This window comes from Pedobacter riviphilus (assembly GCF_014692875.1).
Lineage (GTDB): Bacteria > Bacteroidota > Bacteroidia > Sphingobacteriales > Sphingobacteriaceae > Pedobacter > Pedobacter riviphilus.
In genome coordinates this window covers 5,403,746-5,420,394 of the sequence record NZ_CP061171.1, presented here as the reverse complement: position 1 = coordinate 5,420,394, position 16,649 = coordinate 5,403,746, and the positions used below count along the sequence as shown (strand labels likewise).

The 16,649-nt window shown below is 39.3% G+C and carries 13 protein-coding genes and 1 riboswitch; of the genes, 4 read left to right on the top strand and 9 right to left on the bottom strand.

Going from position 1 to position 16,649, the window contains the following annotated elements; translation table 11 throughout:
• Positions 1-796 precede the first annotated feature (796 nt).
• The 4 genes from thrA to thrC all read left to right on the top strand — a co-directional run bounded on the left by thrA (position 797) and on the right by thrC (position 6,054).
• Positions 797-3,250 (top strand): bifunctional aspartate kinase/homoserine dehydrogenase I, encoded by a 2,454-nt coding sequence (gene thrA, locus H9N25_RS22410; RefSeq protein ID WP_190327287.1) that lies wholly within the window; start codon positions 797-799, stop codon positions 3,248-3,250.
• A 4-nt stretch (positions 3,251-3,254) separates the two neighbouring features.
• A complete protein-coding gene (locus H9N25_RS22405) occupies positions 3,255-3,713 on the top strand; it encodes a DinB family protein (protein ID WP_190327286.1) in 459 nt (152 codons plus the stop codon).
• Positions 3,714-3,728: 15 nt separating this feature from the next.
• Positions 3,729-4,661, top strand: a complete 933-nt coding sequence (locus tag H9N25_RS22400) for a homoserine kinase (RefSeq protein WP_190327285.1) — start codon at positions 3,729-3,731, stop codon at positions 4,659-4,661.
• Positions 4,662-4,746: 85 nt separating this feature from the next.
• The gene (thrC, locus tag H9N25_RS22395; RefSeq protein WP_190327284.1) at positions 4,747-6,054 is read left to right on the top strand and encodes a threonine synthase; all 1,308 of its coding nucleotides are present in this window, start codon (positions 4,747-4,749) and stop codon (positions 6,052-6,054) included.
• A gap of 211 nt (positions 6,055-6,265) precedes the next feature.
• Here the strand turns inward: thrC and H9N25_RS22390 are convergent, their stop codons facing one another.
• The 9 genes from H9N25_RS22390 to murQ form a co-directional block, all read right to left on the bottom strand.
• The gene (locus H9N25_RS22390; protein WP_190327283.1) at positions 6,266-6,625 is read right to left on the bottom strand and encodes a hypothetical protein; all 360 of its coding nucleotides are present in this window, start codon (positions 6,623-6,625) and stop codon (positions 6,266-6,268) included.
• A gap of 141 nt (positions 6,626-6,766) precedes the next feature.
• Positions 6,767-7,180, bottom strand: coding sequence for a tail fiber domain-containing protein (locus H9N25_RS22385; protein WP_190327282.1), 414 nt, complete (start codon positions 7,178-7,180; stop codon positions 6,767-6,769).
• 77 nt (positions 7,181-7,257) lie between these two features.
• Positions 7,258-7,560 (bottom strand): hypothetical protein, encoded by a 303-nt coding sequence (locus H9N25_RS22380; protein ID WP_190327281.1) that lies wholly within the window; start codon positions 7,558-7,560, stop codon positions 7,258-7,260.
• A 45-nt stretch (positions 7,561-7,605) separates the two neighbouring features.
• The gene (locus H9N25_RS22375) at positions 7,606-8,997 is read right to left on the bottom strand and encodes a pyridoxal phosphate-dependent decarboxylase family protein (protein ID WP_190327280.1); all 1,392 of its coding nucleotides are present in this window, start codon (positions 8,995-8,997) and stop codon (positions 7,606-7,608) included.
• Between the two features lie 135 nt (positions 8,998-9,132).
• On the bottom strand, positions 9,133-10,086 hold the full coding sequence (metF, locus tag H9N25_RS22370; protein WP_190327279.1) for a methylenetetrahydrofolate reductase [NAD(P)H]: 954 nt from the start codon (positions 10,084-10,086) through the stop codon (positions 9,133-9,135).
• A 74-nt stretch (positions 10,087-10,160) separates the two neighbouring features.
• Positions 10,161-13,862 carry a methionine synthase gene (gene metH / locus H9N25_RS22365; RefSeq protein WP_190327278.1) on the bottom strand — a complete coding sequence of 1,234 codons (3,702 nt, stop codon included), beginning with the start codon at positions 13,860-13,862 and terminating at the stop codon, positions 10,161-10,163.
• A 133-nt stretch (positions 13,863-13,995) separates the two neighbouring features.
• Positions 13,996-14,099, bottom strand: a riboswitch (SAM riboswitch).
• A 113-nt stretch (positions 14,100-14,212) separates the two neighbouring features.
• Positions 14,213-14,968: a Bax inhibitor-1/YccA family protein gene (locus tag H9N25_RS22360; protein WP_190327277.1), complete on the bottom strand. Its 756-nt coding sequence runs from the start codon at positions 14,966-14,968 to the stop codon at positions 14,213-14,215.
• A 37-nt stretch (positions 14,969-15,005) separates the two neighbouring features.
• Positions 15,006-15,572 carry a hypothetical protein gene (locus tag H9N25_RS22355; RefSeq protein ID WP_167296274.1) on the bottom strand — a complete coding sequence of 189 codons (567 nt, stop codon included), beginning with the start codon at positions 15,570-15,572 and terminating at the stop codon, positions 15,006-15,008.
• 107 nt (positions 15,573-15,679) lie between these two features.
• Positions 15,680-16,483, bottom strand: coding sequence for an N-acetylmuramic acid 6-phosphate etherase (murQ, locus tag H9N25_RS22350; protein ID WP_190327276.1), 804 nt, complete (start codon positions 16,481-16,483; stop codon positions 15,680-15,682).
• Positions 16,484-16,649 lie beyond the last annotated feature (166 nt).

The window sequence follows — 16,649 nt, the reverse complement described above, 5'->3', positions numbered from 1 at the left end:
TATTATGTAAACATTTTATTTACAGATATTTACACTCAATTTTACAAGGTAAAAAAAATTAAAAAATTACACTAAGTAAAATCCATTAAATGGTTTTAGCAGGTTTAAACTTTTAATGGGTAAGGTTTTGAAAATTAATGACGCTTTATTAAATATTAACCACCCCGCCTTATATTAACCACCCCGCCTTACGCGCGCGCTCCAAAGGAGGAGAATCAGACGCCGGAAAGGTAACTAGCTTAAATAGCACCACAGTCCAAATTTAACTAAACCTGATAAAAGCGGCAGCTCCCGATCCCACCAACTTATAAGCAACTACTGCCATCGGGACTATAGCGGTTAGCAGGACTGCCGTATCCGAATAATTACGGCAGCATCTTTTCTAATATTTAAAACCGCCTACTAAGCACCCCTCCTGTAAACACTCCTCAAGAGGCGAATGATTTGGTTTCGGGTTCAGAAAATACGGCTATCTTATCTAATTAAACGTTTTAATAGAAATTTCGAAATAAAATTGAAAAAACATTTGCATTTTAAAAAAATAATCTCCTACTTTACGGTGTACAAAGTACACAAAGACAAGATGAATTTTAACACTTCGATTATTACAACGATTATTATTACCACCGGTATAAACCAGCGGGGCTAATTTGTTGTAAATTGAAAAAACATAAAACACAGAAAGCGTCCCGATGAAAGTCGGGACGCTTTTTTTTTAAACCCATGCTGAATGAAACCTGTACGAGCAACCATGAATATCCGCACAGCATCAAACAGTTAAAACCAATATAGACTAATGAAAGTACTCAAATTCGGCGGCACATCCGTAGGTTCGGCCGAGAACATTAAAACCCTCTTACGCCTGGTTGGCGAAGAAAAACAGCAGAACAGCCCGGTAGTTGTATTATCGGCAATGAGTGGTGTAACCAATTTACTTACCGATATGGCCGAAATGGCCGAGCGTGGGGAAGATTACGACGCTCATTTAAAAGAAATCGAAGCAAAACACTTTGCTGTAATCCGCACACTTTTACCTGCAGCAGCACAAAACCCTGTGTTTACCCGCTTAAAGATCTTTTTTAACGAGCTTGAAGATCTGTTACAGGCCGTGGCCAATTTGCGCGAACTGAGCTTGCAGACCAAAGATCAGATTTTGAGTTACGGCGAACGTTGCTCTACGTTTATGATTAGTCATATTGCTTCTAAAAGTATTGGTGATTCGCTTTATGTTAATGGATCTGACCTGATTAAAACCGACAGTAATTTTGGGCAAGCGAAAGTAGATACCGAGTTGACTGAAATGCTGATCAACAATTTCTACCAGGAAAATAAAGGCAAAGTACTTTTTGTTACTGGTTTTATAGCGAGCAATGCAACAGGAAGGGTAACAACTTTAGGTCGTGGTGGCTCTGATTATACCGCAGCGGTATGGGGTGCAGCCTTAAATGCAGAAGAAATAGAAATATGGACCGATGTAAACGGCATGATGACAGCTGATCCGCGCATTGTGAAAAAGGCTTTCTCGTTACCTGAGCTTAGCTATACCGAAGCTATGGAACTGAGTTATTTCGGTGCAAAAGTGATCTATCCACCAACAATGATCCCTGCTTTTATGAAGAAAATCCCGATTGTGATCAAAAACACTTTCGAACCCGATTTCGCAGGAACTTATATCAAAAGTGATGTTAAAACATCAAGTTTACCCATAAAAGGAATTTCCTCTATTGATCATATCAGCATTATTAACCTAACTGGCAGCGGCATGGTGGGTAAGGCAGGTTTTAGCGGAAGATTATTCTCGCTGCTTTCGCGCGAACAGATCAATGTAGTATTGATTACCCAGTCTTCATCAGAACATAGCATTACTTTCGCTGTTAAACCAACAGATGCTTCACAGGCGATTTCTTTAATCAAAAAAGAGTTTGAACTGGAGTTAGATGCTAAAAAACTAGAGCTACCAGAAGTTGAAAATAACCTTTCAGTTTTGGCCATTGTTGGCGAAAACATGAAACGTACACCAGGTATGAGCGGACGTTTGTTCAGCGCTTTAGGCCGCAACGGTATCAATGTAAGGGCTATTGCTCAGGGGTCATCAGAATATAACATCTCAGTTATTATCAGCAAGGATGATTTATCGAAAGCCGTAAATGCAGTGCATGATGCTTTCTTTACCGATCTGAAAAGAACATTGAACGTTTTCTGTTTAGGCACCGGAAATATCGGCAAAACCTTGTTTAACCAACTGAAAGAACAGATGCCTTTCTTAGCAGCCAATAACGATCTGCAAGTTAAGGTAACGGGTATCAGTAATACACGAAAAATGATTTTCAATGCTGACGGCTTGTCGTTAGAAAATTGGGAAGCGGAGTTAAATACAAATGGTGAACAGGCAGATTTAGCAGGTTTTGTTGCCAAAATGAAAGCCCTAAACTTACCAAACTGTGTTTTTGTAGATAACACAGCTGCAGAATCGCCAATAGAGTTTTATCAGGGCATATTCGAAAGCAGTATATCGGTGGTAACCTGTAATAAAAAAGGAAACTCGGCAGATTACGCCCAGTATAAATCATTTAAAGATACCGCCCGTAAATTCGGCGTAGATTTCTATTATGAAACCAATGTAGGTGCAGGCTTACCAATTATCCGTACGCTACGCGAACTGATGATGAGCGGCGATAAGGTAGCGCGGATTGAAGCCATTTTATCAGGAACCATTTCTTACATCTTCAATAATTTTAAAGGTGACGCCGGTTTTTACGAAACGGTAAAGGAAGCGCAAGAACTGGGTTATACCGAACCAGATCCTCGCGACGACTTAAATGGAAAAGATTTTATGCGTAAAATGCTGATTCTTGCCCGTGATGCTGGTTATCCCTTAGAAGCCAGTGATGTGAAAATCGATAACATTTTGCCTGAGGCTTGTTTAAATGCCACATCTGTTGAAGATTTCTATTCAGAATTGCAAACAAACGCCGCTTACTTCGAAAACTTGAAGAATACAGCAGCTAAGGATGGAAAAGTTTTGCGTTACATTGGTAAACTTGAAAATGGAAATGTGGAGATCAGTCTGCAAATGGTCGACGATAGTCATCCTTTTTATATGTTATCAGGCAGCGATAACATTATTTCGTTTACTACAGACCGATACAAAACCCGTCCATTGGTGGTAAAAGGCCCAGGCGCAGGTGCTGAGGTTACCGCTGCAGGTGTTTTTGCCGACATCATTAACGTAGGTACCTTAAATAAGTAGCGATATGAATTCGGTTTTAGGCAAAAAGAACGAGATTCTTCACCTGGTTAATCAGGCGATGATTGATTTCGAAAATATTTCGGATGAGGCATGGAATGATAAACCACAGCCTTTAAAATGGTCTAAAAAAGAATTGTTAGGGCATTTGGTAGATAGTGCCGTTAATAACATCCGTCGTTTGGTTGTTGGACAATACGAACAAGGGGTTAAAATTATTTATCATCAGGATGAATGGGTAAACTACCAAAACTACCAGGAGACAGCTATTGCAGAAGTTATAATGCTTTGGAAGTTATTAAACTATCAGATTAGTCGGGTAATTGAAAATATTCCAGAGGAAAAGCTTCAAAATACCTGCGACACAGGAAAAGGGAAAATAGAAATGCACACCCTTTCTTTTTTTATCGATGATTACTTAGTGCATTTGAAATATCATTTAAACCAAATAACGCTTAACAAATAGCTAAGCCAATTAATAATGAAAAATAGTATAAAAGTTTTCGCTCCGGCAACCGTTGCAAACGTAGTTTGCGGTTTCGATGTACTGGGTTTCGCTGTAAACGAACCTGGCGATGAAGTTGAAATGCGATTTACCGATACACCTGGCGTGGTGATCAAAAGAATTACTGGCGATGATGGTCGTTTGCCTTTAGATGCAGCGAAAAATACCGTAAGTGCCAGTGTTCAACATTATTTAAAGCATATAAACCGTTTGGATATTGGTGTAGAAATTGAACTGCACAAGAAAATGCCAATTGGTAGTGGATTGGGCTCGAGCTCGGCCAGTACAGTAGCTGGTTTGTTTGCCATTAACAAATTAATGGGCGATTTATTAACCACCAAAGCTCTGGTTCCCTTTGCCATGAAAGGTGAAGAACTTGCCTGTGGTTATGGCCATGCCGATAACGTTGCCCCTGCATTATTGGGTGGTTTTGTACTGGTGAGAAGTTACGATCCGCTTGATGTGATTTCTTTACCTACGCCAGCTGGCATGTATGCAGCAATTGTTTACCCGGAAGTAGATGTACCGACTAAAGATGCTCGCCAAATGATCCGCAGTAAAGTAGCATTAAAAGATGCGGTTACCCAGTGGGGAAATGTTGCAGGTTTGGTAAGTGGATTGTTCATGAATGATTTTGATTTAATTGGAAGGAGCATGAAAGACGTTCTGGTAGAACCAACACGTTCGATTTTGATTCCTGGTTTTGAAGAAATGAGAAAACTAGCGATGGAAAATGGGGCAATCGGTTTCGGAATTTCAGGCTCGGGGCCATCTGTTTTTGCATTAACTCAAGATGAAGAAACAGCCAGAAAAATAACAAAATCGCAACAGCAACATTTACATAAAATAAATATTAACAGCAAAGCTTTTGTATCTCCGGTTAACGCGGAAGGACCAAAAGTAATTTAAGCTTGGAAGGTAGAAGGTTTTAAGGTGGAGGGTATGCATCCGAAACCTTTCAGCCTTTAACCTTCCACCCCTCAACCCCATTAAAATGAAACTATATTCAACCAACAATAAAGATTTACGTGTTTCTTTCAAAGAAGCCGTTTTTAACAGCATGCCACAAGATAAAGGCTTATATATGCCTGTCGAAATCCCACAGCTTGATCCCGAATTCATCCAGAATATTGAGCAGTATTCTTTGCCTGAAATTGCATACAAAGTCGCTTCAACTTTATTAAAAGATGAGATTCCGGCTGAGGATTTAAAGGCTTTAATTAATGATGCCGTTAATTTTGAAGCACCAGCTGTTAAACTTGATGACAAAACCTTTGTTTTAGAACTTTTCCATGGCCCTTCCTTAGCTTTTAAAGATTTTGGTGCCCGTTTTATGAGCCGCGTAATGGCTTATTTCTTAAAAGATGGCGAACAACTTTTAGATGTTCTGGTTGCGACTTCGGGCGATACCGGAGGGGCAGTAGCTTTAGGTTTCTTAGGTGTACCGAACACCAGGGTAACGATTCTTTACCCAGAAGGAAAAGTGAGCCCGATACAGGAATTGCAGTTAACTACCAACGGAAAAAATATCAGGGCCATTGAAGTTAAAGGTACTTTTGATGACTGCCAGGCTTTAGTGAAACAGGCTTTTGCAGATGAGGAACTGAATGCTAAATTCAGATTAACTTCTGCAAATTCAATTAATATTTCACGATTGATTCCACAAACATTTTACTATTTCAATACTTACGCCCAACTGAAAAAGCAAGGTTTTAAAGACGTCGTATTTTCAGTACCAAGTGGAAATTTCGGTAATATTGGTGCTGGTTTATTGGCATACAAACTAGGATTACCTGTTAAACAGTTTATTGCAGCTACCAATGTTAATGATACTGTACCACGCTTTTTAGAAACTGGTGTATACGAAACAAAACCATCAACACAAACCTACTCGAATGCGATGGATGTTGGAGCACCAAGTAATTGGGTGCGCATTATGGATCTATTTAATCAGGATGTAGAAGCCATAAAAAAAGTGGTTACTTCTTACCGCTTTAGCGATGATGAAACGTTAGAAGGTATCAAAGAAATTGATAGTAAATTAAACTACGTGGCGTGTCCACATACTGCTATTGCGTATTTAGGAGTTAAAAAATACAGAAACGAAAATCCTACAGACGAAAGTGCTGCCGTTTTCCTATCTACTGCACATGCCTGTAAGTTTCCGGATATTTTCCCTGCAGATATTGCGGCTAAAATCGAAATCCCTGAGCAGGTAAAAACTTTAGAAAGTAAACCTAAACATGCAGATCAGTTAAGTGTGGATTTTGAAGGGTTTAAAAGTTATTTGCTTAAAGGATAATAAGTATACATTGTTATTTCGAAGGTTGATCATTGCCAACTTGATTAGGAACCTAATGCAATTAACAGGCATTAAGATTCTTGCCTATGCGGGAATGATGTATCTATGAGATTAATACCTGAAGTTAGTGGGGATTTGTAATCCTTAACCAAAAAAGCCAAAGAACACAAAGGTCCGGACTATAAATCCGGACCAACTTGAAAATATTTATTTAATTAACAGAAGCGAAAGCTGTAGAAGTAATGCTAACATTATTAAATGTTGCACTTCCAGTGCTGGTGGTAATCGCTTGTCCATTAAATCTAAAAGTGCGCGAACCTGGGGCTGCAGTATAAATAATAACAGTATAGGTGCCGGCCGTCAACGGACCATACGAACCTCCACTTGGGCCAAAATAAGCACTAATAGGAGTAGGTCCGTACAGGTAAATAGATCCGTTATCACCAGTTCCATTACTTAAATTTAAACCGATGCTAAAAAATTTACTGGCATTAATTTCAGCCTTAGTATTTTGCAAGGGTAACACAGCCAGCGCTGTACAAAACAGGAATAATTGAATAAGCTTTTTCATAAGAATTGTTTTTTAAAGTAGATTTATATTGGTTAATTACATAAAAATAAAAATTAAAGCGTTGCGTAGGATCCTTTTATTTATAAAAATAAAAAGGTCGGAATATTACTCCGACCTGAATCAACTATAAACCTAAAAAAACTACTTTGTATTTCTAGATTTTAAACTGTTTACTTCTGCCCTTAATTGTTCTATTTGCTCTTGCTGCTCTTTTATACTGGCAACCAAAAGCGGGACTAAGCTTTCGTAATCTACCTTGGTAATAGTAGCGTTTTTAAATGCGTTTTTACCTGACATATAACTTTTTGCCTGTACAGAAACAATTTCAGGAAAAGCAGTTTTAGCATCAGCCCCCACAAAACCATATTGTGGTTTAGCAGATAACTTCAGTTTTTCGGCCCAGGCTTTATCATAACTAAAACTTACGGGCTGCAACTTGGTAACCTGATTTAGCGCATTTTCTATCGGTTTAACATTGTTCTGCACAACTTCTTGTGCACTGATTTTTAAAGAGGCAGCGATTAACAGCACTGCAAATGAAATTGCTCGTTTCATATCTATCATTTTGTAATTTTTGAACTAGAAAATTGATTCCGCTATTGCGAAATGAGAAAATAAACCTAAAGGTGTATTTATACGGACGGTGGCGGCGTTAAAACCTCTGGAAAATAAGCCAGTTGGAAAGAATGGCCAGGAATAATCACCTTTTTTGAAGTTTGAAGTGGAAAATATAATGCTCCATGAAACACGATCTGTTGCACCGCATATTCTGTTTCTACTTTCTTTTCTTCCTTCTCTGCTGCGTTATCATTTGTGGATAAAACTTCAACATTATTGCTAGAATAGCTTAAATACGAAACTGCATGGCTTACTTTTAAGAAAAAAGCTATCGCAATGCAGGCAATCAATACATATTTAAGGCCATCAAATTTCATCGGTATAAAGATAAACGCTATAGTATTAAAACAATAATTTTAAGGTTAAACTTCTGTAAGAATTTCGAGCATAGCTGCCGTAGCCAGCTCAACATCAGCGGCTGAGGTCCGCCAGTTTACAAAAGCAGCACGTATTCCTTTCTTCCCGTTATAAAATGTAGGGGTCATAAAAACTTTTCCGCCAGCGTTTAACTTATTTAGGAATGTTGCGACTAAACTTTCATCTGTCAACGAAAAACAAACGGTATTTAAACGTACGGGTGCTAACAACTCGAAGTTTGGATTTTCATTGATGAAATCGGCAAACTGTAAGGCCACTTCAACATTACTTTCAACAATTTCCTGATAACCCTGTTTTCCATAGCTTGTTAAAGTAAACCACACAGGCAGAGCCTTTAAACGACGGGAGTTTTCTGGCAAGAAATTTAAATAGCTGAAATTTTCCATCGGGTTACCCAAATAAGCCGCATTTGAATTCTGAAAGGTTTCTACCTGCAGCAACTGGTGTTTTTCTTTCACAAAAAACACCGCACTTTCGTAAGGTACATTAAGCCACTTGTGGCAATCTATCGTAATGCTATCCGCGTTTTCCCAAGCCTTAACCAAGTGATTATGTTTTGGCGAGCAAGCTGCGAAACCACCAAAAGCGGCATCGATATGCCACCAGAAATTATATTTTCCTTTTAAAACATTAATGGCTTCAAAGTCATCAAAATCAACCGTATTAACCGTCCCAGCACTGGAAATCAGTATAAAAGGCTCACCATTTAATGATTGAATTTTCAATTCCAGATCGGCAACATCCAATGCTTCGCGGTTGCCCTGCATTACGTTTACCTGAATAAAGTTACTGCTTCCCAAGCCTAGCATCGATAAGGATTTGATGGCTGATGAGTGTGGTGTAGCCGACAGCACTTTTACAGCACCCGATATACCTTCTCTTGCGAAATCTTTACCCAATTGTTTGCCAATCCATTGCCTGGCAACAGCCAAACAGGTAAAATTAGATAAAGTAGCACCTGTTACGAAACCACCAAAAAAATCTTTGGGCAGGTTAAACAACGAAAGTAATAACTGGATGGTTTCGAGTTCGATGATCGCAGAAACATCGCCATTACCTTTTGCACTTTGCGTGTTTTGATCATATATCGTCGATAACCAATCGCCTGCAATGGCTGCGGGTGTGGTTCCTCCAGTTACAAAACCCCAGTATCTCGGACCGGATGAGGCCACCATAATAGGCTCGAAACGCTGGTTAAATTGCTTCAAGGCTTCGACAGTACCTATACCTTGCTGGTTTAAATCACGAATGATTGCTAAATCTGTAGCACTAGCTGTTGGACGTTCATGAATATGGTTTAAATAATCTATTCCCTGTTGTTTAACATCTGTTAAGATGGCATCAAGGTTTTGTTGATCGGTATTTAAATTATTCATGATTATTTTTAATTTGCAGTTATGCTGAATTCATTTTATTAGCAGCTTTTATTATTTTAAAGGCCTAATAGCTACTTCGTGGTCAGCATCTTTTAGTTAAGACTCTGAAATAAATTCAGAGTAACGGATTTTTCTTTAAAAAATAGCTTTCGCAATCTTTTTGGTCTGCTCAGGGCGACCCATGGTATAAAAGTGTAATACCGGGGCACCAAAATCAATCAGTTCTTTACATTGTTTAATCATGGCCTCTGTACCAATTTCTTTTGCCTCGTTGTTGTTTTTGGCATGCGATAGCGCATCCGTTAACTCATCAGGTAAATCAATATGAAATATTTTAGGTAATACATTTAACTGCGATAAGGTACTTATAGGCTTCAACCCTGGTATAATTGGAATATTGATATCGTTTTCCCTGCATTTCTTTACAAAATCGAAATACTTCTGATTATCGAAAAACATCTGCGTAACAATAAACTCTGCGCCAGCTTCAACTTTCTTTTTCAGGTATTTGAAATCGGTACTCATGTTAGGCGCTTCGAAATGTTTTTCAGGGTAGCCAGCCACACCGATACAGAAATCGCTTTTAAAGGTTTCTACATCTTCGTGGAGAAATTTACCTTCGTTATGGTTCTTGATATGCTCGATCAAATCTGTAGCATAACTGTGTCCGCCAAGAGTTGGCACAAAATTCCCATCTGCCTTACGGGCATCACCACGCAAAGCCAAAACATTATCGATACCCAAAAACTGTAAATCGATCAATGCATTTTCGGTTTCTTCTTTGGTAAATCCACCGCAAATAAGATGCGGAACGGCATCAACCTTATATTTATGGATAATAGCTGCACAAATGGCAATAGTACCCGGACGCTTGCGATAAGATACCTTTTGTAGCAAACCATTGGCTTGTTCTTTATAAATGTAATCCTCGCGGAGCGAAGTTACATCAATAAAAGGCGGATTAAACTCTAGCAATGGTTCTATTGCATCATAAATCCATTGTATACTTTGCCCTTTAATAGGCGGCAATAATTCAAAAGAGAACAAGGTTTTACCCTTTGCGTTTTTTATATGTTCTGTAATCTTCATACTCCTAATCCCGAATAATCGGGACTTTAAATTTTAATTTGTATACAATTCCCTCTCCCTTTAGGGGTTAGGGCTTAATAAGCTAAATTCGGACTCAGCCACCGTTCTACTTCTTCAATCGGCATATTCTTTCTGATGGCGTAATCTTCAATCTGATCTTTAGTAATTTTTCCTAATCCAAAATACCTCGAATCGGGATGCGCGAAATAAAACCCACTTACTGCCGCTGTTGGATACATGGCATAACTTTCGGTTAAGTGTAATCCTATTTTATTCTCTGCATCAAGCAACTGGAATAAAGTTCCTTTTTCAGTATGTTCCGGACAGGCAGGGTAACCTGGGGCCGGACGAATGCCTGCATATTCCTCCTTAATCAATTCTTGATTGCTCAGATTTTCATCCTGTGCATAACCCCAGTATTCTTTACGCACGCGTTCGTGCATGCGCTCAGCAAAAGCTTCAGCTAAACGATCGGCCAATGCTTTGGCCATGATGCTGTTGTAATCATCGTAATTGGATTCGAACTCATTCACCAGTTCATCAATGCCGATACCTGCAGTTACGGCAAAGCCACCAAAATAATCCTGAATTCCGCTTTCTTTCGGTGCAATGAAATCAGATAAAGCATAGTAAGGTTGCCCATCAACTTTTTCGGCCTGCTGGCGAAGGGTATGAATAGTTACCAGTTTAGAGTTCTCAGTTTTCAGTTCGGAGTCATTTGACAACTGATCACCGGCAACTGTTAGCTGAATATCGTCTCCTACCGCATTTGCCGGCCAGAAACCAATTACGGCTCTTGCTGTTAACAATTTTTCGTCGAGGATACGTTTTAATAAAGTCTGTGCATCATCAAAAAGTTTCTTCGCTTCGTCGCCTACATTTTTATCGTCGAAAATTTTCGGGTAACTACCACGGAGCTCCCAGGTATGAAAAAATGGCGTCCAATCGATATATGGAACCAGTTCTTCTAAAGGATAATTATCGAAGACCCTTGTACCAGTAAATTCCGGAACAGGTAGATTAGGTTGAAAATCGATCTTAAATTTATTTGCACGTGCTTCTTCTAAGGTTTTAAAGCGTTTATCCGATCGTTTGTTTAAATGCGCTTCGCGGGCTTTATCATATTCAGCCCTGATGCCTGCAATATATTCGTCTCTGGTATCCGGATTCATTAAAGTACTGCAAACCGTAACACTTCTGGAAGCATCTAACACATGGATAGCAGGCCCAGAGTAATTTGGTGCCACTTTTACTGCCGCGTGGATCCTTGAGGTAGTTGCACCGCCGATAATTAATGGAATGGTAAAGCCTTCGCGTTCCATTTCTTTTGCAAAGTGAACCATTTCATCAAGTGATGGTGTAATTAAACCACTTAAACCAATAATATCGGCATTTATTTCCTTGGCTTTTTTAATGATCTCCTGCGCAGGAACCATCACGCCCATATCAACAATTTCGAAGTTGTTACAGGCTAAAACCACGCCCACAATATTTTTTCCTATATCGTGCACATCGCCCTTAACAGTGGCCATTAATACTTTTCCTGCGGAAGAGTTTTGATCCTGATCGGGATTATCCAGTTTCTCCTGTTCTATAAATGGCAATAAATAGGCTACGGCTTTTTTCATTACCCTTGCCGATTTAACCACCTGGGGCAAGAACATTTTTCCGGCACCGAATAAATCACCCACAATATTCATCCCGTCCATCAACGGCCCCTCGATTACCTGAATCGGGCGGGCATATTTTTGTCTGGCCTCCTCTACATCATCATCCAGGTATTCTACAATTCCTTTAACTAAAGAATGAGATAATCTCTCTTCAACAGAACCTTTTCTCCACTCTTCATCTTTAACCACCTCTTTACCTTTCGATTTTACAGTATCAGCATATTCTACTAAACGCTCTGTTGCATCTTCCCTTCGGTTTAAGAGTACATCTTCTACCCTTTCTAACAACTCGGGTGGAATTTCCTGGTAAACCTCCAACATCCCTGCATTTACAATTCCCATATCTAAACCAGCCTGAATGGCATGGTAAAGAAATGCCGAGTGCATGGCTTCTCGCACTACATTATTCCCCCTAAAAGAGAACGAAATGTTAGAAACCCCTCCACTCACTTTAGCATGAGGCAGGTTTTCTTTAATCCAACGGGTGGCATTTATAAAATCGACTGCATAATTATTATGCTCTTCCAATCCTGTTGCAACGGTTAAGATATTCGGATCGAAAATAATATCCTCTGCCGGGAAACCAATTTCATTCACCAGGATATCGTAACTTCTTTTGCAAATTTCCTTTCTACGCTCATAATTATCGGCCTGTCCCTGCTCATCAAAAGCCATTACTACTACCGCAGCACCATATTGCATAATTTTGCGGGCGCTTTCGCGGAATTTCTCCTCCCCTTCCTTTAAGGAGATGGAGTTTACAATCCCTTTTCCCTGCAAACATTTTAAGCCATTTTCAATAACCGACCATTTGGATGAATCGACCATGATGGGCAATTTAGCAATATCAGGTTCAGAGGCAATGAGATTTAAGAATTTGGTCATTGCCGCTTCCGAATCCAACATCCCTTCGTCCATGTTCACATCGATTACCTGCGCACCGCCCTCAACCTGTTGTAAGGCAACAGCCAATGCAGCCTCATAATCGCCACCTAAGATCAGTTTAGAGAATTTAGGGGATCCGGTAATATTTGTTCTTTCACCAATATTGACGAAAATGCTTTCTGGAGTGATGGTTACCGGTTCCAATCCGCTTAAACGCATGTAAGGCTCAAGCACTGGTACTTTCCTCGGCTCGGCTTTCCTCGCATTTTTAGCAATACAACCAATATGCTCTGGCGTGGTACCACAGCATCCACCCACAATGTTCACAAAACCTGATGCAATAAAATCGTCTACCAAATGTGCCGTTTCATGCGGTTGCTCATCGTAAGCTCCAAACTCATTTGGCAAACCAGCATTTGGATAGGCCGAAACATAACAACCTGCTTTTGCGGCAAGCTCCTCAATATGCGGACGCATTTCTTTAGCTCCCAAAGCACAGTTAAAACCAATACTTAATGGTTTAGCATGCATTACAGAGTTCAAAAAAGCTTCGGCTGTTTGGCCTGAAAGCGTTCTTCCAGAGGCATCTGTAATGGTACCAGAAATCATGATCTCCAGTTTACGGCCAATTACCTCTTCATATTTTTTAATGGCCACAATAGCCACTTTAGCATTTAACGTATCGAAAATGGTTTCGATTAATAATACATCAGAACCACCATCTACCAAACCACGTACCTGTTCGTAATAAGCAGCTTCCAGTTCATCAAAATAAACCGCCCTAAAACCAGGGTCGTTTACATTTGGCGACATGGAAAGGGTACGGTTGGTTGGGCCAATAGCACCGGCCACAAAGCATTTACGATCTGGATTTGCAGCCATAAATTCGTTTACAGCTTCTTTTGCCACACGTGCACCTTCAAAACTCATCTCGTAAGAAAGGTCTTCCATCTGGTAATCGGCCATGGAAATGCGCTGTGTACTGAACGTATTAGTTTCGATGATATCGGCACCAGCCGCCAGGTACTCCAGGTGTATTGTTTTAATAATATCCGGACGTGTGATGTTGAGCAAATCGTTATTGCCTTTTACATCACAGGGATGGTTTTTAAATCGTTCCCCTCTAAAATCTTCTTCGGTTAGGGTATATCGCTGAATCATGGTACCCATTGCACCATCAATCACCAAAATACGTTTTTCTAATTCTTCTCTTATGCTCATTCTTGTTGTAAGATTTGAGATATGAGACGTTAGATATGAGCATGGATAAGACGCAATGTCTCAAATCTCAAATCTATAGTCTCAAGTCTCTAAAAGGCTTATTTAAAAAGTTGGTACGTGAATCGTAATCCTAAACTTATCTGTTTCCGCTATTTGCAGAATAGAATTTAGCACCTTGTAGGTTACAGGTTGCTAAGACTTCGTTGGGTCTAATCCCTCCGTCTTTCTTAATAAGCATACAAAAATGCAACAAAGCAACATCAATTCCAAAATTTATCGCATTGCTACCAAATAAAATTACAAAGGCCACGCAAAACTGCGCGGCCTTAAGAATATTGTTCTGTTAATGATTACTTTCTGCTTCCGAAAATACGAAGTAAGAAAAGGAAGATATTTAAGAAATCTAAGTATAGAGATAGTGCAGCTACAATAGCCATTTTTTTAGATTCAATCTGAAGAACCTGTTCGCCGCTAGCTTCTATCCCTTCGCCAATTCTTTTAATTTTTTGCACATCATAAGCCGTTAATGCCGTAAATATGGCGATACCAATAAATGCCATAAACAAACTGAACTGTTCGCTTTGAATAAACATATTAATTACGCTGGCAATCACTAAGCCAATTACCCCAACCATTAAAATCGGCCCAAATTTACTTAGGTCGATATTGGTTGTATAGCCCATAAATGCCATAATTCCAAATATTCCGGCAGCTCCTGCAAAACAGCTCACTACTGAACCTGAAGTATAAGTTAACAAGATAAAACTTAAACTAACTCCAGTTAACACTGAATAAAGTACAAAAACGCCAATTAACGCCGGCAATGATAATCTACTTAATCCGAATCCCATTAATAAAACCAGTCCAAGCGGTGCAAACATGGCTACATAACCAAAAATTGACATGCTCACTTTACCAGTTGTTGGATTAATATTTAAAAGGTATTGCATTAACTGCTCATTGGTACCAAATAAATAGGCAGCTACTGTTGATAAACTCAATGCCACGAACATCCATAAGAAAACGTTTGCAAAGAATTTTTTAGAAACAGATTTTTCCTGTACAAAAACACTGTTGTCTTGATATTGATAATTTTGTTGTTCCATTTTAAATTTGTGTATTTAACTATATAAAAATAAATATTTAGTTTAATCTTTTTGTCAGCAGTTCTTCAACTTTTTTAAAGAACTGTAGTGGTTTTAGTGTGCGCCATGGCAGATTGTCAAATGCACCACCAAAGTTAATGTAATAATCGATGTTATTATCGCGAAACTCGGTGATTACGTGTTCCTGAAAATTTACCCCAACAATCCAGCCATCTTCTACTTCCTGAAACCACTCTTCATAATAACTGTCATCAGAGGCATGAAAATTCAGCACATTTTCACCGATCAGGATAAATTTATTAATGCCTTCGTCCATCATCAGCTCTAAAATATCGCGTTTCAGCAGCATAATATCGTTATTAATGGCATCGTTCCATTCCCCTATAAACTCTATAATGGCATAACTGCGGTCATAATCAACGTACAACACCTTCATGTACAGGGTATTCGAGCCGAACTCATCCCATTGTGGGTGCAGTAAAAAGTTATAAATCTGCTTATCGAAGTAAAGTTCCGAATATTCGGTATTGTAAAATGGCGAACGCTCATCTTCTGCCGAAATATAATCATCTCTCCACTGATAATAAGGCTCAATTTCGTGCATGCTTCTTTTTAATTATTGAATGGGTGAGTTTTGAATGAGTGAATGTTTGATACTGCTGCTGAGATCAATCATCCTCTAATTCTATCACTCAAGCATTCTCTCATTTTTTAATGTCCGGCTTCAACTGCTTTACGCACACTTCCATAACGGGTTAATAACTCTGCTGCTGCTTCATATCCTATATTCAGTTCATCGGCAACCATTTGTGTACCACGATCTACCAGCTTATGATTGGTTAACTGCATATCGACCATTTTATTGCCAACTACACGCCCCAACTGAACCATAACAGTAGTGCTTAACATGTTTAATACCATCTTTTGCGCCGTACCCGATTTCATCCGGGTAGAACCGGTAACAAACTCAGGCCCAACTACTACTTCAACCGGAAAATCAGATTCGGCAGCTATTGGCCCACCGGTATTGCAAACAATGCAGCCAGTTAAAATGCCATGCTTGCGTGCCGTGTTTAAACCACCGATGACGTACGGGGTAGTACCCGATGCTGCCAGGCCAACTAAACAATCTTTTTCATTAATCTCAAATTCCTGAAGATCTTTCCAGGCTTGTTCAGCATCATCTTCAGCAAATTCTACCGCTCTTCTAATGGCTGTATCGCCGCCAGCAATAATTCCTACAACCCAATCAAAAGGAACACCGTAAGTAGGCGGGCATTCTGAAGCATCTACTACACCTAAACGGCCACTTGTACCTGCACCTATATAAAAGAGACGGCCACCTTTTTTCATCCGTCCAGCCACTGCCGACGTTAATTTTTCAATCTGAGGCAAACATTTTTCAACTGCAAATGCTACAGTTTTATCTTCGTTATTAATGCCCTGCAAAACTTCTAATACCGACATCTGATCGATGTGGTCATAGTTAGATTCTTGCTCGGTAACTCTATTCATAAATTTAATTTTGATAAAATTCGGTAAATTCTTTCTAAAAACTGCGCTAAAAATCCAAAAATATGTGTCATAAATTTCAAGCGAGGCCTTCCTTGCGTTAATTAATGTTAAATATTATAAACAAAAGACATGAAAATGCAGTTAAAAAATATATCAACTCGCTAAT

Excerpts from the sequence above, each read along its gene's own strand:
- H9N25_RS22355 (WP_167296274.1), bottom strand. The coding sequence starts at position 15,572 with ATGCACGAAATTGAGCCTTATTATCAGTGGAGAGATGATTATATTTCG.
- H9N25_RS22390 (WP_190327283.1), bottom strand. The coding sequence starts at position 6,625 with ATGAAAAAGCTTATTCAATTATTCCTGTTTTGTACAGCGCTGGCTGTG.
- H9N25_RS22400 (WP_190327285.1), top strand. The coding sequence starts at position 3,729 with ATGAAAAATAGTATAAAAGTTTTCGCTCCGGCAACCGTTGCAAACGTA.
- murQ (WP_190327276.1), bottom strand. The coding sequence starts at position 16,483 with ATGAATAGAGTTACCGAGCAAGAATCTAACTATGACCACATCGATCAG.
- H9N25_RS22405 (WP_190327286.1), top strand. The coding sequence starts at position 3,255 with ATGAATTCGGTTTTAGGCAAAAAGAACGAGATTCTTCACCTGGTTAAT.
- H9N25_RS22380 (WP_190327281.1), bottom strand. The coding sequence starts at position 7,560 with ATGAAATTTGATGGCCTTAAATATGTATTGATTGCCTGCATTGCGATA.
- thrA (WP_190327287.1), top strand. The coding sequence starts at position 797 with ATGAAAGTACTCAAATTCGGCGGCACATCCGTAGGTTCGGCCGAGAAC.
- thrC (WP_190327284.1), top strand. The coding sequence starts at position 4,747 with ATGAAACTATATTCAACCAACAATAAAGATTTACGTGTTTCTTTCAAA.
- H9N25_RS22375 (WP_190327280.1), bottom strand. The coding sequence starts at position 8,997 with ATGAATAATTTAAATACCGATCAACAAAACCTTGATGCCATCTTAACA.
- metH (WP_190327278.1), bottom strand. The coding sequence starts at position 13,862 with ATGAGCATAAGAGAAGAATTAGAAAAACGTATTTTGGTGATTGATGGT.
- H9N25_RS22385 (WP_190327282.1), bottom strand. The coding sequence starts at position 7,180 with ATGAAACGAGCAATTTCATTTGCAGTGCTGTTAATCGCTGCCTCTTTA.
- metF (WP_190327279.1), bottom strand. The coding sequence starts at position 10,086 with ATGAAGATTACAGAACATATAAAAAACGCAAAGGGTAAAACCTTGTTC.
- H9N25_RS22360 (WP_190327277.1), bottom strand. The coding sequence starts at position 14,968 with ATGGAACAACAAAATTATCAATATCAAGACAACAGTGTTTTTGTACAG.